This is a genomic window from Streptomyces sp. R33 (assembly GCF_041200175.1).
Classification (GTDB): Bacteria; Actinomycetota; Actinomycetes; order Streptomycetales; family Streptomycetaceae; genus Streptomyces; species Streptomyces katrae_B.
In genome coordinates this window covers 6,733,909-6,754,977 of record NZ_CP165727.1, presented here as the reverse complement: position 1 = coordinate 6,754,977, position 21,069 = coordinate 6,733,909, and the positions used below count along the sequence as shown (strand labels likewise).

Here is a 21,069-nt window from a genome sequence, read left to right as displayed (position 1 = left end):
AACTATGCAGTACTCCGTATGTTTCGTCAATCGAGCCCGCCGTCGTGCCGCTGACCAGCCCGTATATCAGGGGCGGAGCCCACGGGCGGCCGCCTACGATCGGCCGGGAAGCTGTTCCGGGGGAGGGCACATGCGGCTCATACGGCAGGACATCGCGCAGGGGCACGACGCGGCGCTGGCGCTGATGCGGCACGCGGACACCGGGGTCTCCGACGTGACACGGGCGGTGCTGCTTCGGCCGGACACCGAAGTGTTCACCGGCAGGCTCCTCTGGCACCGGCCGGAATCCTGGATCGCCTTCGACGAGGAGGTGCGGCGCCTGGCCTCCCGCTCGTACGAGCCCCTGCACAGCGACCGGATCGAAGCCCGGCTGTGCCACCCCGACGGGCGGGTGCGCGCCGCCGCCCTCGCTTTGTGGCGGAACCCGCCGGTCCTGCTCGTCCTGATCCGGTGCGCCGACTGGGTCCCGGCGGTGCGGCACCGCGCCCGGCGGGTGCTCGGCAGGATCGTGGCCAAGGACCCCGAGCCCATGCTGGCCGCCCTCGTCCCGCTCGCCCTGCGACTGGGCCGGCGCGAGCACGGCGCCTGGGCGGTGGAGCAGCTGGAGGCCTCCCTGAGCGGCCGGTACTCCCTCCTCGCCGCATGGTGGCGCCCCGGGCGGCCCTCGACGACGTGGAGCTGGAGCTCCCTGACCGCGGAGCAGCGCGCCCGCATCCTGGACCACCTCGGCAGGGCGGCGGACCTGCCGACGCGGCGGTTCGCCGCCCGCCTCACCCTCGCCGCCGGCCGGCTCGGCGTACGGGAGCTCGCCCGGCGGGCCGCCGCGGAGCACGACCCGGCGACGGGCCGGCTGTGGACCGACGCCGCCCTCGCGGCGATGGCCGCCGGCGGGCCGGACGACGAGGCGGTCGACACCCTGCTCGGCAGCCGCGTCCCGATGGTCCGGGCCGCCGGGGTCACCGCCCTGCGCCGGGCCGGCCGCGCGGCGGAGGCCTCCCGGCACCTCGTCGACCGGTCCGCTGTCGTACGGGCCTGCGCGCGCTGGCTGCTGCGCCAGGACGGCGGCGACCCGTACGCCCACCACCGCGGGCTCCTCGCGGACCCGGAGCAGGTGAGCCGGTATGCGGTCACCGGCTTCTGCGAGTTCGCCCCGCGCGCCGACGCGCCGCTGCTGAGCGCGCTGCTGCGGCATCCCGTCGGCGCGGTACAGGCCGCCGCCCTGGCCGGGCTGCGCCGGATGGACGCCACCCCCGACGACGCGGTGCTGCTCCCACTGCTGGACGACGGTTCGGCGTCGGTGGCCCGCGAGGCCGCGCTCTGCCTGCGTCCCGTGGCCCGGCGGCTGGACACCGAAGGGCTGGCCGCCCGTACCGCCCCCGGCCGGCGTCTGCACAACCGCCGCGCCGCGTTCCGCCTGCTGCAGGCCCAGGGCGGAATCGCCGCGCTGCGTGCCGCGGTGGCCCTGTCGGCGGACCCCGACCCGGGCCTGCGCCGGGTCGCGGCGGACACGGTGCAAGGCTGGGACTGGCTCCACGCCCTGCAGGAGGGACAGGCGGAGCGCGCGGAGCTCGGCGCGCTGCTGGCGGCGTCGGCGCACGTGCTCCCCACTCACCGGCTGCGGTGGTGGCGCACCCGCCTGGGTCTGCAGGAGAACGACTGCGCAGAACTGGACGCACTGCTCACCCGGACGCCGCACGACGAGGACCGGCGGCTGTGGCGCGCCCGCCGCGAGCTGTGGGACTGAAATCCCCAGGCCCGAACCGGCCGTTCTGACCGATAATCGGATCATGGGAAAGCTCTACGAACGTATCGACGGCCGGCTGCGCAAGTTCATCGAGGAGCAGCCGGTCTTCTTCACCGCGACCGCACCGCTGGCCGGTGACGGCCACGTCAACCTGTCCCCCAAGGGCCGCGCGGGAACGCTCGTCGTCATCGACGAGCAGACCCTCGCCTACCTCGACTTCGGCGGCAGCGGCGCCGAGACCATCGCCCACGTCCGCGAGAACGGCCGGATCACGTTGATGTGGTGCGCGTTCAGCGGCCCGCCCAACATCGTGCGCATCCACGGTGAGGGCGAGGCCGTCTTCCGCGACGACCCCCGCTGGGGCGAGCTGATCGGCCTGTTCGGGGAGGCCGACGGGCCCTCCGCACGGGCGGTCATCGTCGTGCACGCCCGCCGGATCGCCGACGTGTGCGGGTACGCCGTCCCCTTCATGGAGTACCAGGGCGAGCGCACCCTCCACGCGGAGTACTTCGGCCGCAAGACGGACGAGGAGTTCGGCGAGTACTGCGAGAAGAAGGTCGAGTTCAGTCTCGACGGCCTGCCTGCACTGCCCCTGCCCCTTCCGCCCCGTACCGTCTGACATGTGCTGCGTACCGCTCTCGTCACCGGCTCACTGATCGTCACCAGCCTGCTCGCACAGGGCCCGTACGGGCCTGCGCCGCTGCCGGCCCGTCTCACCGACACGGGCGGCGGCAGCCAGCTGATCACCGCCGTCGCGCCCGCGCCCGGATCCACCACGGGGCGGCTGACCTGGTGGGACCGCCGGGCGGGGCGCTGGTACGAGGCCGGCAGCGCGGACGCGCGCTTCGGCGCGAACGGCCTGACGGAGGGTGAGACCCGCACCCAGGGCACGAACACCACGCCGACGGGCCTGTACGAGCTGCCGTACGCGTTCGGGATCCGGCACGCGCCCGCCGGGACGGAGTTCCGCTACCGGAGGGTGACCCCTGATTCCTGGTGGTGCCAGGACAATGCGTCCGTCGCATACAACCGGTGGACCGAGCCGCTGCCCGCGGACTGCGCGCCGGGCGAGGCGGAGCACCTGGTCACGTACGAGAAGCAGTACGCGCACGCGCTCGTCATCGCCTTCAACTACGACCGGCCGGTGCACGGCCGGGGCGCGGGCATCTTCCTGCACGTCAACGGCAAGGGGGCGACGGCCGGTTGCGTGTCCGTGCCGGAGCGGGCGATGCGCGCGATCCTGCGCTGGGCCGATCCCCGCCGACGCCCGCACATCGCGATCGGCACGCAGGAGGGGCCGCTGGCCGTCACCCGCTACTAGGCGGTGCGGCATCGCCTTCGGGCCCGGCCTCGTCCTCGTCGGCGGCCCGGTACTCGTAGGCGTCCTCCCACCAGACCTTGTCGTCCAGCCACTCGTCGTCGTCCTCGTCGTCGCCCTCGCCGTCGTCCTCGGCCTCGTGGACGACCGCGTCGGCGCCGCGCCACCTGTAGTGGTCACCGATGCTCCGCAGGACGTGGCAGCGCTGCTGTTCGTCCAGCGCCGCGAAGGCCGGATGCGGCTCGGCGCGGACCAGGTCCCCCAGCGGGTCGCCGCACTCCGTGCGGGCCCGGACCTCCCGGCCGGCTCTTTCGGCGAGCGCCAGCGCCACCAGGCCGAGCCCGGCCACCACGGCGCAGGCCCATTCCCGTGCCCCGTGCGGGCGCTCGGTCAGCAGCAGCACTCCCACCATGCTCCAGGACATCATCACGAAGACGACGCCCAGGCAGGCGCAGCAGGCCAGCAGCTGGTTCCCCTCGCCGTCCGGCATCCGCGGCAGTTCGGGCAGCAGGGCGTCCCGTCCGCTGCGGTACGCGCCGCGCCGCAGCCGGTACTCCTCGTCGGACCAGTCGATCCAGCCGATCGACACGGGCTCGGGATCGTGCCGGCGTACGGCCTCCAGCAGGGCGGCGGGCAGCGGGTGGGCCGGAGTCCGGGCGGGGTCGCGGCCCTCCTCGGTCAGGAACGCCGCCCCGTCCCCGTCGATCCGGAGGTACCCGTCGAGGACGAGTTCGGCGGCGGCCGCCACGGTCGCCTCGTCCCGCAGCAGGGCGGCGTGGTACGGCTCCAGGTCGAGGGCGGCGACGAGCCGGTGGATCTCGCGGCGGATCAGGGTCCGGCGCCGCCACCGCAGGGCTATGGGCCCGTACACGGCGACGGTCATCACGGACGCCCATAGGGCGAGGACGAGTCGAAGCACGCCCCGAGGCTATGTCGGCGAACGCCGGTCCGGCACCGGGATTTCCGGCGCCCCGGACTCCCGCGTTCCCCCGCTCAGCCCTCCTTCTGCGCCAGCCGCAGGAGGTGGTCGGCGAGGGCCTGACCGCCCGCCGGGTCCCGGCTGATCAGCATCAGGGTGTCGTCGCCGGCGATCGTGCCGAGGATCTCGCGGAGTTCGGCCTGGTCGATCGCCGAGGCGAGGAACTGGGCCGCACCCGGCGGGGTGCGCAGGACCACGAGGTTCGCGGAGGCCTCCGCCGAGATCAGCAGTTCACCGGAGAGGCGCCGCATGCGCTCCTCCTTAGCCGACTCGCCGAGCGGGGCCTGCGGGGTGCGGAAACCGCCCTCGCTGGGTACCGCGTAGATCAGCTCGCCGCCGGTGTTGCGGATCTTCACCGCGCCCAGCTCGTCGAGGTCGCGGGAGAGCGTCGCCTGGGTGACGCTCAGCCCGTCGTCGGCGAGCAGCTTCGCCAGCTGGCTCTGGGAGCGGACCGGCTGCCGGTTGAGGATGTCCACGATCCGGCGGTGGCGGGCGGTGCGGGTCTGCGGGACGGACGGGCCGTTCTGCTCGTGTTCCTGCGCATGACTCATCGTCGTCTCATTCCCCGGTGTGTCCGTCCCCGTTGGCTGCGTCGAGGATGCCGGGCAGGGCCCGGACGAACGCGTCCGCCTCTGCCTCGGAGAGTACGTACGGCGGCATGAGCCGTACGACGTCGGGGGCGGGCGCGTTGACCAGGAAGCCGGCATCCTGGGCCGCCTGCTGCACCTGCGGTGCGAGCGGCCCGGTCAGCACGATACCCAGGAGAAGGCCCTCACCACGGACATGGGAGACCAACGGGTGCCCGGCAGCCTCGATTCCGGAGCGCAGCCGCTCCCCGCGCGCCTTGACCCGGTCGAGCAGGCCGTCGGCGGCGATGGTGTCGATGACGGCGAGGCCGGCGGCGCAGGCGACGGGGTTCCCGCCGAAGGTGGTGCCGTGCTGGCCGGGCTGGAGCAGGTCCGCGACGGGCCCGAAGGCGGCGACGGCGCCGATCGGAAGACCGCCGCCGAGCCCCTTCGCGAGCGTGACGAGATCGGGCTCGACGCCCTCGTGGGCCTGGTGCTCGAACCAGTGGCCGCAGCGCCCGATGCCGGTCTGCACCTCGTCGAGGACGAGCAGGGTGCCGGTGGCCCGGGTGATCTCCCGGGCGGCCGTCAGGTAGCCGGCCGGGGGCACGACGACGCCGTTCTCGCCCTGGATCGGCTCGATGACGACCAGCGCCGTCTCCTCGGTGACGGCGGCCCGCAGGGCCTCGACGTCGCCGTACGGGACGTGCGTGACATCGCCGGGCAGAGGCCGGAACGGGTCCTGCTTCTTGGGCTGGCCGGTGAGCGCGAGGGCGCCCATGGTCCGGCCGTGGAAGCCGCCGTCGGTGGCGACCATGTGGGTCCGCCCGGTCAGCCGGCCGATCTTGAACGCGGCCTCGACGGCCTCGGCTCCGGAGTTGCAGAAGAAGATCCGGCCGGGGCGCCCGAACAGCTGGAGCAGCCGCTCGCCGAGCGCGAGGACCGGCTCGGAGGCGTAGAGGTTGGAGACGTGGCCGAGGGTGGAGATCTGCCGGGTCACGGCTTCGACGATCGCCGGGTGGGCGTGACCGAGTGCGTTGACCGCGATTCCGCCGACGAAGTCGGTGTACTGCCGGCCGTCCGCGTCCCAGACCTGGGCCCCTTCGCCGCGTACGAGGGCCAGCGCGGGGGTGCCGTAGTTGTTGGTCAGCGTGTCCTGCCAGCGGGCGCCGTAGCGCTGATTGCCGGTGCCCTGCCGGCCGGTCTCCTGGCCGCCCGTCTCCTGATGGCCCGTCATGTGCGCACCCCTCCCTGTGCGTCGGGCACGACCATCGTGCCGATTCCCTCGTCGGTGAAGATCTCCAGCAGGATCGAGTGCGGGACCCGCCCGTCGATCACACGGGCCGTGCTCACACCGCCGCGGACGGCGTGCAGGCAGCCCTCCATCTTGGGCACCATGCCGCTGGACAGCTCGGGCAGCAGCTTCTCCAGCTCGCTGACCGTGAGCCGGCTGATGACCTCGTCGCTGTTGGGCCAGTCCGCGTAGAGGCCCTCGACGTCGGTGAGCACCATCAGCGTCTCCGCGCCCAGCGCGGCGGCGAGCGCCGCGGCCGCCGTGTCGGCGTTCACGTTGTACACGTGGTGGTCGTCGGCGCTGCGCGCGATGGAGGAGATGACCGGGATCCGGCCGTCCGCCAGCAGCGCCTCGATCGCGCCCGTGTCGATGGCGGCGATCTCGCCGACCCGGCCGATGTCGACGAGCTCACCGTCGATCTCGGGGGTGTGCCGGGTCGCGGTGATGGTGTGGGCGTCCTCGCCGGTCATGCCGACGGCGAGCGGCCCGTGCTCGTTGAGCAGCCCGACCAGCTCGCGCTGGACCTGCCCCGCCAGGACCATCCGTACGACGTCCATGGCCTCGGGGGTCGTCACGCGCAGGCCGGCCTTGAACTCGCTGACCAGGCCCTGCTTGTCGAGCTGGGCGTTGATCTGGGGGCCGCCGCCGTGCACCACGACCGGCTTGAGGCCGGCCTGGCGCAGGAAGACCACGTCCTGGGCGAATGCGGCCTTGAGGTCCTCGTCGATCATGGCGTTGCCGCCGAACTTGATGACGACGACCTTGCCGTTGTGGCGGGTGAGCCAGGGCAGGGCCTCGATGAGGATCTGCGCCTTGGGCAGCGCGGTGTGCTTGCGTGCGGTTCCGGCGCCAGGCTGGCCGGCCTTCTCGTTCTTCGTCGGGTCGCTCATGAGCTGTACGCGCTGTTCTCGTGGACGTACTCGGCGGTCAGGTCGTTGGCCCAGATCACGGCGGACTCGGAGCCGGTGGCCAGGTCGGCGGTGATGCGGACCTCGCGGTCCTTCATGGAGACCAGGTCGCGGTCCTCGCCGACCGAGCCGTTCTTGCAGACCCAGACGCCGTTGATGGCCACGTTCAGCCGGTCCGGGTCGAAGGCGGCCCGGGTGGTGCCGATGGCGGAGAGCACCCGGCCCCAGTTGGGGTCCTCGCCGTGGATGGCGCACTTGAGCAGGTTGTTGCGGGCGATGGACCGGCCGACCTCGACCGCGTCGCCCTCGGTGAGGGCGCCGATGACCTCGATGCGGATGTCCTTGCTGGCGCCCTCGGCGTCGCCGATCAGCTGGCGGGCGAGGTCGTCGCAGACGGTCCGTACGGCCTCCGCGAAGGCCTCGTACGCCGGCACCTGGCCGGAGGCACCGGAGGCGAGCAGCAGCACCGTGTCGTTGGTGGACATGCAGCCGTCGGAGTCGACCCGGTCGAAGGTGGTGCGGGTGGCGGAGCGCAGCGCCTTGTCGAGGGTGGCGCTGTCCAGGTCGGCGTCGGTGGTGAGGACGACGAGCATGGTGGCCAGGCCCGGGGCGAGCATCCCCGCGCCCTTGGCCATGCCGCCGACCGTCCAGCCGTCCTGCGTGACCGCGGCCGTCTTGTGCACGGTGTCGGTGGTCTTGATGGCGATGGCGGCGGCCTCGCCGCCGTCCTCGGAGAGTGCCGCGACGGCGGTTTCGATGCCGGGGAGCAGCTTGTCCATGGGGAGGAGGACGCCGATCAGGCCGGTGGACGCGACGGCGACCTCGCCGGCGTTGTGCTCGCCGCCCAGCGCCTCGGCCACCTTCTCGGCGGTCGCGTGGGTGTCCTGGAAGCCCTTGGGGCCGGTACAGGCGTTGGCGCCGCCGGAGTTGAGGACGACCGCGCTGACGGTGGCACCGCGCATGACCTGCTCGGACCAGAGCACGGGCGCGGCCTTGACGCGGTTGGAGGTGAACACGCCCGCTGCGGCCAGCCGCGGCCCGTGGTTGACCACGAGGGCCAGGTCCGGGTTGCCGTTCGCCTTGATCCCGGCCGCGACGCCCGCGGCCGTGAACCCCTGTGCTGCCGTAACGGTCACGGCGCGACTCCGATCGTGGAAAGCCCGAGCCCTTCGGGGAGCCCGAGGGCGATGTTCATGCTCTGCACCGCGCCGCCGGCGGTGCCCTTGGTGAGGTTGTCGATGGCGCTGATCGCGATGATCCGCTGTGCGGCCTCGTCGTACGCGACCTGGATCTGAACGGCGTTGGAACCGTAAACGGACGAGGTCGCCGGCCACTGCCCCGTGGGCAGCAGGTGGACGAAGGGCTCGTCGGCGTACGCCTTCTCGTACGCGGCGCGCACCGCGTCGGCGGTGGTGCCGGGCAGGGCCTTGGCGGAGCAGGTGGCCAGGATGCCGCGCGGCATGGGCACGAGGGTCGGCGTGAAGGAGACGGAGACCTTCTGCCCGGCGATCGGGCTGAGGTTCTGCACCATCTCGGGGGTGTGCCGGTGCCCGCCGCCCACCCCGTACGGGCTCACGGAGCCCATGACCTCGGAGCCGAGCAGGTGCGGCTTGAGCGCCTTGCCGGCGCCCGAGGTGCCGGTGGCGGCGACGATCACGGCCTCGGGCTCGGCCAGCTGCGCGGCGTAGGCCGGGAACAGGGCGAGGGAGACGGCGGTCGGGAAGCACCCGGGAACCGCGATGCGCTTGGACCCCTCCAGCGCGGCGCGGCCACCGGGCAGCTCGGGGAGCCCGTAGGGCCAGGTGCCGGCGTGGGGGGCGCCGTAGAACGCGTCCCAGTCGGCGGAGTCCTTGAGCCGGTGGTCGGCGCCCATGTCGACGACGAGGACGTCCTCGCCGAGCTGGGCGGCGACGGCGGCGGACTGCCCGTGGGGCAGGGCCAGGAAGACGACATCGTGGCCGGCGAGGACCTCGGGCGTGGTCGCCTCCAGCGTCCGGCCCGCGAGCGGCACGAGGTGCGGCTGGAGGGTGCCGAAGAGCTGTCCGGCGTTGGAGTTGCCGGTCAGCGCGCCGATCTCCACCTCGGGGTGGGAGAGCAGCAGGCGCAGGACCTCTCCGCCCGCGTACCCGCTCGCTCCCGCCACCGCTACACGTACCACCATCGGACCCTCCTCTTCGATGGCATGACTATACGTACCGCCGCACGTTTATGCAAAGCGCTGGAATCCGCCGGGCGCCCCGGGGAGACTGAGCGCTTCACTTGGCGAGTGAGCCGTTGACTCGGCGGGGCTGTGCGCTTGAGTTGGCAGGCAGGGTAGCGGCCGGGCTTCTTACCTGCGGGGTCTTCCCGGAAAGCAGTACGGGGGGGGCCGGTGCCGCGGGCTGTGCTGGGGACATGGAGGTATCGGTTCCTATACCTGAGGCCGGGTCCCGGCCGGTGTGGTCGCACAGCTGCACTTTGGACGATCTCGTCGCGCCGTACACCATCGCCCCGGGGGCTTCGGGCGGCTGGAGACGGGGCCGGGGTGGGCCCGGCGGTAGACGGCGGCGTGGAAGACATCCGGGGCGGGGGTCATCTGTTCGGTCCAGGACCTGGCCGACTTTCCGGCGCTCGCCTCGATGCCGACACACGGGTTACCTGGCGGGCACGGCAGCGGCACCGCCCCGGGCTGCAGTACATGGTGGCCACGGGTCGGACGCACGGCTTCGAGAGTCTGGCCGAGCGTCGTCTGCTGCTGGCCTTGGACTTCCTGGGCGGAGTCGAGGAGGTGCTGTCCCAGCCGTTCAAGCTCAGGTTCACTACCGGAGACGGAGTGAGAATCACACGCCGGACTACCTGGTGCTGCTGCGGGGGACTGCGGTGCTGGTCGACGTCCGGCCCGGCCACCTGATCAATGCGTGCATGTCTACCGAAGTCAGCGGGATGATCGAGTGCCAGCCAGGTGCCCGCCTCTGGGGCCCCGACGACGAGGACTCCGTGTGGCACGCCGCCATCGACCTCTTCCTACTCAACAACGGCAACGCCTACGACGCCCTCGCCTGCCTCTTCGGCATCCGGAACCACTTCGGCTTCCGCCCTCTGGCCGAAAGCCGCGGCTTTCCGAGCGACGCGTCCGAGGGGCTCCAGACCGAGTACGCCGCGTACGGCGGATCTCCTGACACCCACGGCACGACATGGATCACGTGGGCCGAGCTCGCCTCGACCGACTGGCAGGAAACAGACAGCTCCGGCACGCGAAGCCGAGAATCGGTCGCCGGAAACGAAACCCACTGGGGGCCGGTCTGGAGCGTGATGCGGACACTCAGCGAACTCCATGGAGCAGAGCATGTGCGACTCGTTACCTGGTTCCACTGACCTCGACTCCGCGGCGAAGCGCCGCTTGCCCGATGGGAGACCGGCGTGACCGAACGCGACGTCATACTCAACGAGCTTGCCCAGGGGCTCCGCCCGATGTCACAGGGCATCGCATGGTTCGACGCACTCGCCCCAGAGGAGCAGTCCGAGGCCCTGCTGTTTCTGCGCCACCACTGTGTCCAGGCACGTGCCGTCGCCGAGGACGGACCGGAGGGCATCCACCGTGCCGGTCTGCGCCCGACGCACACGCCGGCGGTGCTGATCACGCGTGGTCGGATAGACGATCAACTGGGGAAGATCGCCTCTCTGACTCCCCGCGACGAACGCCGGAAGGCCTTCCGGCTGCTGGTCGCGGTGCTCGCAATCGCCGACGGACGACGCCGCGAGCGCTACTGCTCAAACGGTTGCAGTCACTGGTGGCACAGGCTGTCCGCCGCTGACTGATCCCTCCGTCGGCATCAGCGCCCAGCTGGGCTCCCGTATTAGGCGCGTACGTAGCCCAACGGACCGGCAGCAGCGTTGAAGTCACTACCGCGGCAGCTCGGCCAGTTCACGTGAGGGTCACGTGCACCCCGCCCTCGGTCAGAACTTCGATCACCAGGGCGACTAGGTCGTATTGCTCACCCTCTGGCGCCAGGACGCGGGACAGGTGCTCGCGAGCAGTCGCAGCGTCCCGCCAGACCAAGGTCGCGGGAGCGGTATAGCCGAAGTTGCCGCGCAGACAGTCCACGAGGGCGTCCAAGCAGCCACCGAAGTAGCCGCCCGGCCCGTTGACGGCCTCGCCGAGTGCTAGGTAGAGGCCCGGTTCGTCCGTGATGTGCCGGCCATCCAGCTCGTACGCGTGTCCGGCCCGGTCCTGGTGCTTGAGCCGACAGCCCCGCTCCCGGACGAGATCGAGCCAGGCCCCACGCTGGCGGGTCTCGAGCCCGGCCCAAGCACCAGGGGCGTCCGGCGGGCCGGCAAGCCAGCGCTCCCATACTGGCCGGGCGTATCCCGGTACGGGTGCGAGGTATCCGTCGAGTTCCAGATCAATCAGCTCCGTCCCGCGGGAGGACGGCTGCCACGTACGGACTTTGGGTCGCAGCAGCCGATCGGTGAGCGGTTCGCCCCGGTCGCCCCGTATCTCAAGCCAGACCTCCTCCAGGTCCAGCGTGTGCCTGGTGCCCGTAGCCAGTGCCCGCCGTAGCCGATCACTCGGGGCAAGCCCCCGCAGGGCGAGAGGAGCTTCCACTTGCTCGGGCGGCAGGACGCGGGCGAACTCCCGGCAGGAACCCAGCCACCGGTACCCGTCGTGCAGCCGGACAGGCCCCCGGTGCCCCTCGGGCGGGCCCACGTAGTCGTCCAGACCGGTGAGCACAAGACCGTCCGTCCCCAGGTACTGCCCGAGACTCTCCGCGTCCTCCAGCAGCCAGGCATCGAGCGTCCTGTCCTCGGGCACCAGCCACACCCTGCTACCGACCCAGCCGCGCGGGACCTCAGCTCCATCCGGAACCCAGCCGAACAGCTCGTACGTCCCGCGCAGAGGTTCCCGGAACAATCCCTCCACCTCGGCGCAGACGCCCCAGACGTGGCCGCTTCCTGTGTCCGTCAGCGCGTACCGTCCCTGCCCGCGATGGCCCCTGTCCACATGCACGGTGGGAATCATGCCCAGACCAGGGGTAGTCCGTGAAGCTCTTTTCGAGGTCGGTCACGGTGGACGGTTCCGGGCCGGATGGAGGCTGGGCGCTCGATCTGGCGGATGGCGCCATCTGAAGCGCTCAGTCACAAGGGTGTGACGGGGCCCTTCGGCCGGCCTCTGAGCGCTTGAGTCAGCCTGTCCGAGCGACGGGCGTGGCCCGACGCCTCGTGCACCCGACTTGATCGGGCACAAGATGTCGGGTCCGGCATGGCGGGCGCTGCCTAGCGTGGTGGTCGTCAAGAGGAAGGAGACCGGGCGTGCTGGAGCGGCTGAACCAGGCCATGGAGCACATCGAGCGCCATCTCGACCAGGACATCGAGGTGGAAGAGCCGGCACGCATCGCGGCCACGTCGGAGTACCACCTGCGCCGGATGTTCTCCGCGCTCGCGGGCATCCCCGAGTGGTTCCCGTCGAACCCGTACCGCGGCCGCAGCGGTCCTGAGATCCTGCGCACCCGCCTGTCGCCGGACAAGACCGAGGCCGACGCCGAACTGTGGCTCCCGGTGGAACCCGAGCACGGCTGAACGAAGCAGCAAGCCCCCCGGGGCAGGCGTGCGCAAGTGCTTCGGCCGGCGTTCCGGGCCGGCCGGAGCACTCGGTCACACCCGGGTCGTGCGGACCGGGTGTGGGCGGGACGCAGCCGCCTACGCCGGGCGGTGGTCCAGCGCGTGGCGGACCCAGACGTTCGGCTCCACGTACACCGCGTAGCCCTGTTCGAGCTCGCAGCGGACCGGGGCCAGGGCTCCCGGCACCAGGACCGGGCCCGTCGCATCGAAGGGCAGCCCGGTCCACTCCCGCCACTGCGCGAGCGAGCCGGTGATCGTCATCGACAGCGGGGCCACCGAGTCGATCACCGCACCCGCGCGCACATGGACCCGCAGCCACGGGTCGTACGGCAGACCGTCCTCGCGCGTGCGGTACGCGTACTCCTCGATCGCGGTGTCCGGCTCGGCCGGCTTGCCGCTGGGCCGGACCGGGGCCACCACCTCGGCGAACCCGCGGGCGCGGGCGTTGTCCCGCATCGCGGCCAGCATCCGCCCGGACAGGCCCTCGCCGAGCCGGTCGGTGGCGACGGTGATCTCGATGGCGCTCACCGTGTCGGGGGCGATCCCGCGCCGCAGGTCGGAGAAGGCCCACATGAGGACCCGGTCCCAGCCCTGCGCGGGCAGCGCCCCGTCCCGGCCCGGCGCATGCTGCGCGAAGGGCACGCTGAACCCGCGGGCGATCACCGCATCCCCGTCGGTGGCCACCAGGACGTAGTCGGCCAGCTCCTTGACCATCCGCGGGTAGAGGAGCCAGGCGACCGAGTCGTGCTGGGCGAACTCCGGCCAGGTGTCCTTCATGTCCCAGAGCCGTTCGGCCAGTTCGGGTCGCTGCGCGAGAGTGGTGATCTGTATTGCGGTCATGGCCGCAGGTTAGGGCGGTGGACGGATGCGGTTCCACCGTTTTGAGGTGTCGCGCGGAGCCCCCTAGGCAGGCGCCTGGAGGGAGAGGTGCCAGTGGCCCGAGCGGCCCGTCAGGGTGATCGTGGAGAGCGGGCGGACGTCCACGTTCCAGTAGGTCAGCGGGGCGGCCTTCAGCGCGTACACCAGCGCCGCGCGGACCACCGAGGGCTCCGCCACCGCCACGATCGCGCCCCCGTCGTCGGCGGGCCGGGTGTCCAGCCAGCCGCCGATGCGGGAGATGAACGCGAGCAGGCATTCGCCGCCGTGCGGGGCGGCCAGGGGGTCGGTGAGCCAGAGGTCCACCGCTCCGGGCTCGCGCTCCGCCACCTCGGCCAGGGTCAGCCCCCGCCATCGGCCCATGTCGCAGTCGCGCAGCGCCGGCTGCGCGAGCGGGGCGTACCCGAGGGCCTGCCCGGTGGCCCGGCTGCGCGGGCTGGGCGAGCAGTAGCGGAGATCGGCGGCGCCCAGGGGCACGAGCCCGCGCGCCGCGGATTCGACCGCGCGCCAGCCCGCCCCGTCCAGCGGACGGTCGTCGTCGAAGCGCTCGGCGAGCAGCGAGGAACCACGGGCTGCGGCAACGAGCGAAACCCGAACACTCATGCGGCGATGGTGTGCCGCATGCCGCACGGGGTCAAGCGCCTGGACCGGCGGCGTCGCCGGCCCCGCTGCGCAGCCGCCGTACGGCCTCGTTCAGCTCCCCCGCGCCGGACACCCCGGCGAAGCTGAGCCGTACGTACGGTCCGGGCGGCTCGGCACAGAAGTACGGGCGGCCCGCGGCGACCGCGACCCCGGCGCGCAGGGCCGCCGTCGCGAAGGCCGTGTCGTCACCGCCCTCGGCCATCCTCGCCCACAACTGGTAGCCGCCCGAGGGCAGATGGGGCAGGGTGAGCCCCGGCAGCTCCCGGCGCAGCGCGCCCGCGAGCACGTCCCGCCGGTGGCGCAGCTCGGCGGCGACGGCCCGCAGGTGGCGGGGCCAGGCGGGCGCGCCGACCAGCTCCAGGGCGGCCTCCTGCAGCGGCCGGGGCACGAAGAAGCTGTCCACGATCTGGATGGCCCGCAGCCGGTCCAGCACGGGGCCGCGGGCAGCGAGCGCGCCCACCCGCAGGCTGGGCGAGGTGGCCTTGGTCAGGGACCGGACGTGCACGACGACCCCGTCGTGGTCCTCGGCGGCCAGCGTCGGGGGCAGCGGAGCGGCGTCGTCGTGGCCGAGGGCCCGGGCGTAGTCGTCCTCCACGACGAAGGCCCCGGCAGCCCGCGCGATCCGCAGCACCTCGGCCCGCCGCGCGGGAGCCAGCACCGCGCCGGTCGGGTTCTGGAACAGCGGCTGGCATACGAACACCCGCGCCCCGGTCGCTTCGAAGGCGGCGGCCAGCAGCTCCGGCCGGACCCCCTCGGCATCCACCGGGACGGGCACCGGCCGGCATCCGGAGGCGCGGGCGATGGCCAGCAGCCCGGGGTAGGTCGGGGACTCCACCAGAACGGGCGCCCCGGGCGGGGCCAGCGCCCGCAGGGCGGTGGTCAGCGCGCTCTGCCCGGCTGCGGTGACCAGTACGTCGGCGGCCGCGACGGCTCCGCCGATCTCCCGGGCGAACCAGTCGCGCAGCTCGGGCAGCCCCTCCATGGGCGGCCGTTCCCAGGCCCCGGGGCGGCGCCCGGCCCGGGCGAGCGCGGCGGCCATGGCCCGCTCGGGCTGGATGGAGGGGTGCAGGTAGCCGCTGTTGAGCCCGATCACCCCGGACGGCGGTGCGGCCAGACAGGCCAGCACCCCGGAGGCGTCCACCGAGCGGGGCACGATCTCGCCGTCGCCCTCCGCGCTGAGGGCGACCTCCTGCCACGAGGTGTCCCCGGGCGCGGGTTCCGCCGTCCTGGGCCGGGCCCGGAACACCCCGGCGCCGGGCCGGGTGACGACCAGCCCCTCGGCGGCCAGCTGCGCGAGGGCGCGGGAGACGGTGACGGGGCTGACCCTGAAGCGCTCCACGAGGGCGCGGCTCGAGGGGAGCTTTCCACCCACTGAGTAGCGGTTGAGTTCCGATCGCAGGGATTCTGCCAGTTCGGCCACGCTGCTACGCTCGTACATGACAGCCAAGAATAGCGCTACTCTCCCGACCTCGATAGCGGTTGACCGCCCGGGCCGCCCTGCCCGCCCCGCCCGCCCGGCCCGCCGGGCCCGCCGGGCAACCGGAGGCACCGCGCTCGCCGCGCTCGGCGTCGTCGCCTTCTCGCTGACCTTCCCCGCCACCGCCTGGGGCCTGGAGAGCTTCGGCCCCTGGTCCTTCGTCGCCGTGCGCAGCGTGCTCGCGGCCGTGATCGCGGGCGGCTTCCTGCTGGCCGGCCGCGTACCGCTGCCCGCCCGCGAGCACTGGGCGGGCCTCGCCGTCGTCGCCGCCGGGGTCGTCATCGGCTTCCCGCTGCTCACCACCCTGGCGCTGACCACGTCAACCACCTCGCACGCCGCCGTCGTGGTCGGCCTTCTCCCCCTCACCACGGCCGCCCTGTCCGCGCTGCGCACCGGGGCCCGCCCCTCGCGCCGGTTCTGGGCGGCGGCCGTCGCCGGAGCCGCCGTCGTGCTCGGCTTCACCCTGGCCCAGAGCGGCGGCGCCGTCTCGGCCGGCGACGGCTACCTCTTCGGGGCCCTGCTGGTCTGCGCGGCCGGGTACACCGAGGGCGGGCGCCTCGCCCGCGTCCTGCCCGGCTGGCAGGTCATCGGCTGGGCGCTGGTGGCGTGCCTGCCGCTGGGCCTGGCCGGTTCGGCGCTGGGGCTCGCGTACGAGCCCGTGCACGTGACCGGCCACGGCCTGGCCGGTCTGGTGTGGGCGGCCGCCGGCTCCACCTTCCTCGGCCTGTACGTCTGGTACCGCGGCATCGCCGAGATCGGCGCCCCGCGGGCCAGCCAGCTCCAGCTCGCCCAGCCGCTGCTGACCCTCGTCTGGTCGGTGGCGCTGCTGGGCGAGCACCTCTCCCCCGCCGCGCCGGCCGCCGCCTGCGCGGCCCTGGTCTGCATCGCCGTGACCCAACGGGCTTAAACCGCACAATCCGCCGTAAACTGCTGTCACCGGATCCAGACCGCCTCCGAGGAGGTCAGTATGCGCGCGACCGAGGGCGACCAGCTGGTGCAGCACGGCAGGATCGTGGGGCAGCACGACAAGGTCGGTGAAATCACTCAGGTACTCGGCGAGAACGGCACCCCGCCCTACCGGGTCCGTTTCTCGGACGGTCACGAGGCAGTCATGTCCCCGGGCCCGGACTGCGTCGTCAAGCACCCGACGGAGCCCACGCACTGATGCGACACGGCCCACGCGGCCGACGCGGCTGACACGGCCGACGCGGCCTCAGCGCGGCGGCACCGCCGTCGGGTAATGGTCGGCAACGACCCTGGCCATCGCTCCATTGGGGTCCGCGACCACCTGCTTCGCCGAGAAGTAGACGTGGCCGCGGACCTCGGGGTATCGGCGGGCGAACGTCAGGTGCTTCGACAGCTCCGCCGGATCGCGCCACTCGGGGGTGGAGCTGTTGCGGTCGCAGCGGTACAGCGCCTCGCCCACGTACAGCGCCACGCCGGTGCCGGCGACGGTGTCCGCCCACCAGGGCACGATCTTCGCGTAGTCGGCGGCCGGGTGGCCGATCTGCCAGTACGCCTGCGGCACGATGTAGTCGATCCAGCCCTCCCGGACCCACTTGCGGGTGTCGGCGTACAGGTCGTCGTACGTTTCGACGCCCGCCTGCGTGGGCGAACCCAGCGGGTCCCGGTCGCTGTTGCGCCAGACCGCGAAGGGACTGACGCCGAAGCGCGCCTCCGGGCGGATCGACCGCAGCCGCTGGGACATCTCGCGGACCAGCGTGTCGGTGTTGTCGCGGCGCCAGTCCGCGCGGGAGGCGAAGGCGCCGCCGTGGCGGGCGTACGCGTCGTCGTCGTCGAAGTACTGCCCCTCGGCGGGGTACGGGTAGAAGTAGTCGTCCCAGTGCACCCCGTCCACCTCGTAGCGCGAGACGGCGTCGAGCATGGCCTCCTGCACGAAGGCGCGCACCTCGGGCAGACCGGGGTTGTAGTACAGCTTCCCGTTGTACGGGACCGTCCAGCCGGGGTTGCGCCGGGCCGGGTGGTCCTCGGCCAGGCGCTCGGGGTGGGTGTGGTTGGCCACCCGGTACGGGTTGAACCAGGCGTGCAGTTCCAGCCCACGGGCGTGGGCTTCGGCGACCGCCGTACCGAGCGGGTCCCAGCCGGGGTCCTCGCCCTGCTCCCCGGTCAGCCACTGCGACCAGGGCTCCCGGGCAGCGGGCCACATGGCGTCGGCGGTCGGCCGGACCTGGAGGATCACCGCGTTCAGGCGGCGGGCGACGGCGGTGTCGAGGAGACCGGTCAGCTCGGACCGCTGGCCCTCGGCGTCCAGCCCGCTCTCGGAGGGCCAGTCGACGTTCTCCACAGAGGCGATCCACATCGCGCGGAACTCGGCGGTCTCCTCCCTCCGCCGGCCGCGCCCCCGCACCGCCTCGGCCGCACGCGGCGGGCCCGTCGTCCCCGCCGCCCGCGCCGGGCCCGCCCCGCCCGTCGCGCCCGCCGCGGCCAGCAGCCCGGCAGCCCCCGCCAGCAGCCCCCGCCGTCCGATGTACGTCATGTGACGACTCCGTTCCGTTCCGTGACATTGCCCTGCGTGTGACAGCATGCCCGCCCCGGCCCCCCGGCATGGTCAAGGTCGGGGGTAACGTCGTGGGGCGTGGCGGGCGCCGGAAAGCAGTTACCACTGCGACGAACGGGGGACCCGCCGACGGATGAGCAGCGAAAGGCACGAAGTGACTGACCTCCCTTCCGACATCACTCGAGTCGGCGTAGTGGGCTGTGGCCAGATGGGCGCGGGCATCGCCGAGGTGTGCGCGCGCAGCGGCCTCGAGGTGAAGGTCGCCGAGACCACCGGCGAGGCCCTGGAGATCGGGCGCACCCGGCTGCACAACTCCCTGACGAAGGCCGCCGAACGCGGCAAGATCAGCGAGGAGGAGCGGGACGCCACCCTGGCCCGCCTCACCTTCACCACCGATCTCGGCGAGTTCGCAGACCGGGACCTCGTCATCGAGGCCGTCGTCGAGAACGAGCAGGTGAAGACCGAGATCTTCCAGGTCCTCGACCAGGTGATCACCCGCCCGGACGCGATCCTCGCCTCCAACACCTCCTCGATCCCGCTGGTCAAGCTGGCCGTCACGACCTCGCGGCCCGACCAGGTCATCGGCATCCACTTCTTCAACCCGGCCCCGGTGCAGCAGCTCGTCGAGCTGATCCCGGCGCTGACCACGAGCGACGAGACCATCAAGCGGGCCGAGGCCCTGGTGGGGAAGGTCCTGGGCAAGCACGCGATCCGCGCCCAGGACCGGTCCGGCTTCGTCGTCAACGCGCTCCTGGTCCCGTACCTGCTGTCGGCCATCCGGATGTTCGAGTCCGGCATCGCCAGCCGCGAGGACATCGACAACGGCATGGAGCTGGGCTGCGCCCACCCGATGGGTCCGCTCAAGCTCTCCGACCTGATCGGCCTGGACACGATCGCCTCGATCGCCGACTCGATGTACGCCGAGTACAAGGAGCCGCTGTACGCCGCTCCCCCGCTGCTCCAGCGGATGGTCGACGCCGGCCGCCTCGGCCGCAAGACCGGCTCGGGCTTCTACCCGTACGGCTGACCCCGCGCCCCGCGGCCCGCGCTAGCCGAGCCGCAGATGGTGCAGGAGCAGCAGCCCGGCCGCCATGTTGGCGGCCGGGACCTCGCCGCGCGCGATCATGTCCGGCACCAGTTTGAGCGGCACCCACTCGCGGCGCGAGGACTCGAAATCGTCCTCGGGGTGCCCGATGTACGTCGCGCCGTCCGCCCAGTAGAGGTGGTGGCGGGCGTCGGTCAGCCCGTTGGCCGGCTCGACGGTCATCAGGTGGTGGAGGGGCCCCGGCCGCCAGCCCGATTCCTCCTCCATCTCCCGGGCCGCCGCGTCCGCGATGTCCTCGCCGTCCTCGACCACGCCCGCGGGCAGCTCCCAGCCCCAGCTGTCGGTGATGAACCGGTGCCGCCACAGCAGCAGCACCTCGTTGGCCTCGTTGACGGCCGTGGCGACGGCGACCGGCCGCAGCCGGATCACGAAGTGGTCCAGGTGCCGGCCGTCGGGAAGTTCCACATCGGCGAGGTTCACGTCGAACCAGCGGTTCTTGTACACGGTCTGCTCACTCAGATTCGTCCACTGCACGGTTGTGCCACCTTCCGTTCGAGTAGGTGGCAACATGGCAGCAGTTCACGCCGTCACAGGGGAACGCGCAGCGCCCCGTCGATCAGCTGCGCCGTCTCCTCCGCGCCGGAACATCCGCTGGTCAGCAGTTGTTCGCGGACCGCCCGCAGCCGGTCCCGCAGCCGCAGCGACTCCATCCCCTTGGCCCGCTCGGCCATCTCCGCGGCGGCCGCCACCGCCCGGTCCGCCTCGCCCTGGCGCAGCTGGATCTCGCACAGCATCGCCAGCCGGTGGACCCGCCCCCGGTCGTGCGCGGGCGTCCCGACGGCCGCGGTCGCCTGCTCGTGGGCCGCGTCGAGGTCGCCGAGGCTGAGCAGCGCCTCGGCCACCTGTACGTTGACCAGCCCGGGCTGGACGTACCCCGTCTCGTCCGGCTCCGTGCCGGGCCGGATCCGCTCGGCGGCCGCCTCGGCGTGCCGGATGCAGCCCAATGCGGCGGCGGTGTCGCCGAGTTGGGCGTACGCCTTGGCCTGCATGGCGTACAGGTCGGCGGTCAGGGCCGCAGTGGTGTGCAGGCCGGCGGCGCGCAGCGCTGCCTCGGCGAAGGCGACGGCCTGGCGGTACTCCCGCAGGTGCAGCGACTGGTTGACAATCAGCGCGATGACGTAGGCGCCCAGCCCCCGGTCCCCGCTCGCCTTCGCGAGCCGCAGCGCCTGGTGGAAGTACCGCTGGGCGAGTCCGTGGGCGTCCGAGTCGTACGCGCAGATCCCGGCCACCGCCACGAGGGACCCGGTGGCCCGGTGCAGCTGGCGGCCGAGCCCGTCGGGGTAGCTCCCGCGCAGCATGGGCGCGGTCTCGCTGCCGAGGAAGCGGACGATCCGGGCCCGGGTGGCCACGCCGCCGGCCCGGCGGTACATCAGCTCGTAGTGCGCACGGGCGGCCCGCAGGATCTCGATGTGCTCCGGCCCGATCCGGTTCGGCCCGTCGCGGGAGACGTCCGCGTCCTCGGGCGGGTTCTCCCACTCCCAGACCGGGATCACGGCGGGCGTCCCGGTGACGGCCTCGGCGGTGAGCAGCTGGAACCGGCCCTGCTCGTCGGAACGCCACAGGGCGGCGGCCCGGTCGACGAAGCCGCTGAGCGGGGAGCCGTGCGCGGACACGGGCTGGCCGGGCACGCCGAACCCGACGTCGTCCAGCGACACCGGGCGCCGGAGCCGGCCTCCGAGCACCTCGCAGATCAGGTCGGGCACCTGGCCGCGCGGCCGCTGCCCCTTCAACCACCGGGTGACGGCGGTGTGTTCGTAGCGCAGGGCCAGTCCGCGGGACCGGCCTGCCTGGTTGACGTGCGCCGCGAGTCCGGCGTGGGACATGCCCGCCTCGGCGAGGAGGGCGTCGAGCAGGGCATTGGGCTGCATGGGCCCCTCCAAGGGCTCTTCGGTCTCAGGCTAGTGGGTGCGCGGTTCACACGGGGTGTGAACCTAGTACGCGCATAAATGCGATACGCACCCTGCCGCAACGAGCCCTGGGAGCGGTTCACTTAAGAGCCTCGCCAAAGAGGCAGCTCGGGTCGTCGGCTCCCCCTCGTACAGTG

The 21,069-nt window shown here is 72.6% G+C and carries 21 protein-coding genes and 2 pseudogenes; 10 read left to right on the top strand and 13 right to left on the bottom strand.

Going from position 1 to position 21,069, the window contains the following annotated elements; translation table 11 throughout:
* The first annotated feature begins 130 nt into the window (after positions 1 to 130).
* From AB5J51_RS31050 to AB5J51_RS31040, 3 genes are read left to right on the top strand one after another with little or no spacing between them, the layout of a single operon-like run.
* The gene (locus AB5J51_RS31050) at positions 131 to 1,744 is read left to right on the top strand and encodes a hypothetical protein (protein ID WP_369779146.1); all 1,614 of its coding nucleotides are present in this window, start codon (positions 131 to 133) and stop codon (positions 1,742 to 1,744) included.
* 43 nt (positions 1,745 to 1,787) lie between these two features.
* Entirely contained in the window at positions 1,788 to 2,363 is a 576-nt protein-coding gene (locus AB5J51_RS31045) for a pyridoxamine 5'-phosphate oxidase family protein (RefSeq protein WP_053786007.1), read from the top strand.
* 6 nt (positions 2,364 to 2,369) lie between these two features.
* Entirely contained in the window at positions 2,370 to 3,065 is a 696-nt protein-coding gene (locus AB5J51_RS31040) for a L,D-transpeptidase (RefSeq protein ID WP_053786092.1), read from the top strand.
* On the opposite strand, the gene AB5J51_RS31035 is transcribed toward AB5J51_RS31040, so the two are convergent.
* The 6 genes from AB5J51_RS31035 to argC all read right to left on the bottom strand — a co-directional run bounded on the left by AB5J51_RS31035 (position 3,052) and on the right by argC (position 8,970).
* Positions 3,052 to 3,981, bottom strand: coding sequence for a hypothetical protein (locus AB5J51_RS31035; RefSeq protein ID WP_369779145.1), 930 nt, complete (start codon positions 3,979 to 3,981; stop codon positions 3,052 to 3,054). The genes AB5J51_RS31040 and AB5J51_RS31035 overlap by 14 nt on opposite strands.
* Positions 3,982 to 4,055: 74 nt before the next feature.
* Positions 4,056 to 4,592: an arginine repressor gene (locus tag AB5J51_RS31030; protein WP_053786005.1), complete on the bottom strand. Its 537-nt coding sequence runs from the start codon at positions 4,590 to 4,592 to the stop codon at positions 4,056 to 4,058.
* 7 nt (positions 4,593 to 4,599) lie between these two features.
* Positions 4,600 to 5,844 (bottom strand): acetylornithine transaminase, encoded by a 1,245-nt coding sequence (locus tag AB5J51_RS31025; protein WP_369779144.1) that lies wholly within the window; start codon positions 5,842 to 5,844, stop codon positions 4,600 to 4,602.
* Positions 5,841 to 6,791 (bottom strand): acetylglutamate kinase, encoded by a 951-nt coding sequence (gene argB / locus AB5J51_RS31020; RefSeq protein WP_051832335.1) that lies wholly within the window; start codon positions 6,789 to 6,791, stop codon positions 5,841 to 5,843. The genes AB5J51_RS31025 and argB overlap by 4 nt, the downstream gene beginning before the upstream one ends.
* Positions 6,788 to 7,945, bottom strand: coding sequence for a bifunctional glutamate N-acetyltransferase/amino-acid acetyltransferase ArgJ (argJ, locus tag AB5J51_RS31015; protein ID WP_369779143.1), 1,158 nt, complete (start codon positions 7,943 to 7,945; stop codon positions 6,788 to 6,790). Before argJ ends, argB begins: the two co-directional genes overlap by 4 nt.
* Entirely contained in the window at positions 7,942 to 8,970 is a 1,029-nt protein-coding gene (argC, locus tag AB5J51_RS31010) for an N-acetyl-gamma-glutamyl-phosphate reductase (RefSeq protein ID WP_369779142.1), read from the bottom strand. The genes argJ and argC overlap by 4 nt, the downstream gene beginning before the upstream one ends.
* A gap of 698 nt (positions 8,971 to 9,668) precedes the next feature.
* On the opposite strand from argC, the gene AB5J51_RS31005 reads away from it, so the two are divergent.
* Together AB5J51_RS31005 and AB5J51_RS31000 are read left to right on the top strand one after the other, a co-directional pair.
* On the top strand, positions 9,669 to 10,163 hold the full coding sequence (locus tag AB5J51_RS31005; RefSeq protein WP_369779141.1) for a hypothetical protein: 495 nt from the start codon (positions 9,669 to 9,671) through the stop codon (positions 10,161 to 10,163).
* A gap of 45 nt (positions 10,164 to 10,208) precedes the next feature.
* The gene (locus AB5J51_RS31000; RefSeq protein WP_266723651.1) at positions 10,209 to 10,607 is read left to right on the top strand and encodes a DUF5958 family protein; all 399 of its coding nucleotides are present in this window, start codon (positions 10,209 to 10,211) and stop codon (positions 10,605 to 10,607) included.
* A 106-nt stretch (positions 10,608 to 10,713) separates the two neighbouring features.
* Here the strand turns inward: AB5J51_RS31000 and AB5J51_RS30995 are convergent, their stop codons facing one another.
* Positions 10,714 to 11,808, bottom strand: coding sequence for a barstar family protein (locus AB5J51_RS30995; RefSeq protein ID WP_369779140.1), 1,095 nt, complete (start codon positions 11,806 to 11,808; stop codon positions 10,714 to 10,716).
* A 290-nt stretch (positions 11,809 to 12,098) separates the two neighbouring features.
* Here AB5J51_RS30995 and AB5J51_RS30990 point away from each other — a divergent pair.
* Both AB5J51_RS30990 and AB5J51_RS30985 read left to right on the top strand, forming a co-directional pair.
* Positions 12,099 to 12,239 (top strand): annotated as a pseudogene (locus AB5J51_RS30990) (AraC family transcriptional regulator); the annotation flags it as partial.
* Positions 12,240 to 12,365, top strand: a pseudogene (locus AB5J51_RS30985) (AraC family transcriptional regulator); the annotation flags it as partial.
* A 120-nt stretch (positions 12,366 to 12,485) separates the two neighbouring features.
* Here AB5J51_RS30985 and AB5J51_RS30980 read toward each other — a convergent pair.
* From AB5J51_RS30980 to AB5J51_RS30970, 3 genes are all read right to left on the bottom strand, one after another.
* Positions 12,486 to 13,247: an N-acetyltransferase gene (locus tag AB5J51_RS30980; protein ID WP_369779139.1), complete on the bottom strand. Its 762-nt coding sequence runs from the start codon at positions 13,245 to 13,247 to the stop codon at positions 12,486 to 12,488.
* Positions 13,248 to 13,310: 63 nt separating this feature from the next.
* Positions 13,311 to 13,886, bottom strand: coding sequence for a histidine phosphatase family protein (locus AB5J51_RS30975; protein ID WP_053785999.1), 576 nt, complete (start codon positions 13,884 to 13,886; stop codon positions 13,311 to 13,313).
* Between the two features lie 31 nt (positions 13,887 to 13,917).
* Complete coding sequence (locus AB5J51_RS30970) at positions 13,918 to 15,363, bottom strand: PLP-dependent aminotransferase family protein (RefSeq protein ID WP_369779138.1); 1,446 nt, start codon at positions 15,361 to 15,363, stop codon at positions 13,918 to 13,920.
* On the opposite strand from AB5J51_RS30970, the gene AB5J51_RS30965 reads away from it, so the two are divergent.
* Positions 15,362 to 16,309 carry a DMT family transporter gene (locus AB5J51_RS30965; RefSeq protein ID WP_369779137.1) on the top strand — a complete coding sequence of 316 codons (948 nt, stop codon included), beginning with the start codon at positions 15,362 to 15,364 and terminating at the stop codon, positions 16,307 to 16,309. The two genes, AB5J51_RS30970 and AB5J51_RS30965, sit on opposite strands and share 2 nt — an antisense overlap.
* A gap of 60 nt (positions 16,310 to 16,369) precedes the next feature.
* Entirely contained in the window at positions 16,370 to 16,567 is a 198-nt protein-coding gene (locus AB5J51_RS30960; protein WP_030294415.1) for a DUF1918 domain-containing protein, read from the top strand.
* Between the two features lie 48 nt (positions 16,568 to 16,615).
* Here the strand turns inward: AB5J51_RS30960 and AB5J51_RS30955 are convergent, their stop codons facing one another.
* Entirely contained in the window at positions 16,616 to 17,899 is a 1,284-nt protein-coding gene (locus tag AB5J51_RS30955) for a glycoside hydrolase family 10 protein (protein ID WP_369779136.1), read from the bottom strand.
* A 154-nt stretch (positions 17,900 to 18,053) separates the two neighbouring features.
* Between AB5J51_RS30955 and AB5J51_RS30950 the strand changes: the two genes are divergently transcribed.
* Positions 18,054 to 18,947 carry a 3-hydroxybutyryl-CoA dehydrogenase gene (locus tag AB5J51_RS30950; protein ID WP_051832333.1) on the top strand — a complete coding sequence of 298 codons (894 nt, stop codon included), beginning with the start codon at positions 18,054 to 18,056 and terminating at the stop codon, positions 18,945 to 18,947.
* Positions 18,948 to 18,968: 21 nt separating this feature from the next.
* Here the strand turns inward: AB5J51_RS30950 and AB5J51_RS30945 are convergent, their stop codons facing one another.
* A complete protein-coding gene (locus AB5J51_RS30945) occupies positions 18,969 to 19,499 on the bottom strand; it encodes an NUDIX hydrolase (RefSeq protein ID WP_053785995.1) in 531 nt (176 codons plus the stop codon).
* A gap of 53 nt (positions 19,500 to 19,552) precedes the next feature.
* A complete protein-coding gene (locus AB5J51_RS30940; protein ID WP_053785994.1) occupies positions 19,553 to 20,893 on the bottom strand; it encodes a hypothetical protein in 1,341 nt (446 codons plus the stop codon).
* Positions 20,894 to 21,069 lie beyond the last annotated feature (176 nt).

Excerpts from the sequence above, each read along its gene's own strand:
- AB5J51_RS31050 (WP_369779146.1), top strand. The coding sequence starts at position 131 with ATGCGGCTCATACGGCAGGACATCGCGCAGGGGCACGACGCGGCGCTG.
- AB5J51_RS31045 (WP_053786007.1), top strand. The coding sequence starts at position 1,788 with ATGGGAAAGCTCTACGAACGTATCGACGGCCGGCTGCGCAAGTTCATC.
- AB5J51_RS31030 (WP_053786005.1), bottom strand. The coding sequence starts at position 4,592 with ATGAGTCATGCGCAGGAACACGAGCAGAACGGCCCGTCCGTCCCGCAG.
- AB5J51_RS31025 (WP_369779144.1), bottom strand. The coding sequence starts at position 5,844 with ATGACGGGCCATCAGGAGACGGGCGGCCAGGAGACCGGCCGGCAGGGC.
- argB (WP_051832335.1), bottom strand. The coding sequence starts at position 6,791 with ATGAGCGACCCGACGAAGAACGAGAAGGCCGGCCAGCCTGGCGCCGGA.
- argC (WP_369779142.1), bottom strand. The coding sequence starts at position 8,970 with ATGGTGGTACGTGTAGCGGTGGCGGGAGCGAGCGGGTACGCGGGCGGA.
- AB5J51_RS30995 (WP_369779140.1), bottom strand. The coding sequence starts at position 11,808 with ATGATTCCCACCGTGCATGTGGACAGGGGCCATCGCGGGCAGGGACGG.
- AB5J51_RS30980 (WP_369779139.1), bottom strand. The coding sequence starts at position 13,247 with ATGACCGCAATACAGATCACCACTCTCGCGCAGCGACCCGAACTGGCC.
- AB5J51_RS30975 (WP_053785999.1), bottom strand. The coding sequence starts at position 13,886 with ATGAGTGTTCGGGTTTCGCTCGTTGCCGCAGCCCGTGGTTCCTCGCTG.
- AB5J51_RS30965 (WP_369779137.1), top strand. The coding sequence starts at position 15,362 with ATGACAGCCAAGAATAGCGCTACTCTCCCGACCTCGATAGCGGTTGAC.
- AB5J51_RS30970 (WP_369779138.1), bottom strand. The coding sequence starts at position 15,363 with ATGTACGAGCGTAGCAGCGTGGCCGAACTGGCAGAATCCCTGCGATCG.
- AB5J51_RS30960 (WP_030294415.1), top strand. The coding sequence starts at position 16,370 with ATGCGCGCGACCGAGGGCGACCAGCTGGTGCAGCACGGCAGGATCGTG.
- AB5J51_RS30955 (WP_369779136.1), bottom strand. The coding sequence starts at position 17,899 with ATGACGTACATCGGACGGCGGGGGCTGCTGGCGGGGGCTGCCGGGCTG.
- AB5J51_RS30950 (WP_051832333.1), top strand. The coding sequence starts at position 18,054 with ATGAGCAGCGAAAGGCACGAAGTGACTGACCTCCCTTCCGACATCACT.
- AB5J51_RS30940 (WP_053785994.1), bottom strand. The coding sequence starts at position 20,893 with ATGCAGCCCAATGCCCTGCTCGACGCCCTCCTCGCCGAGGCGGGCATG.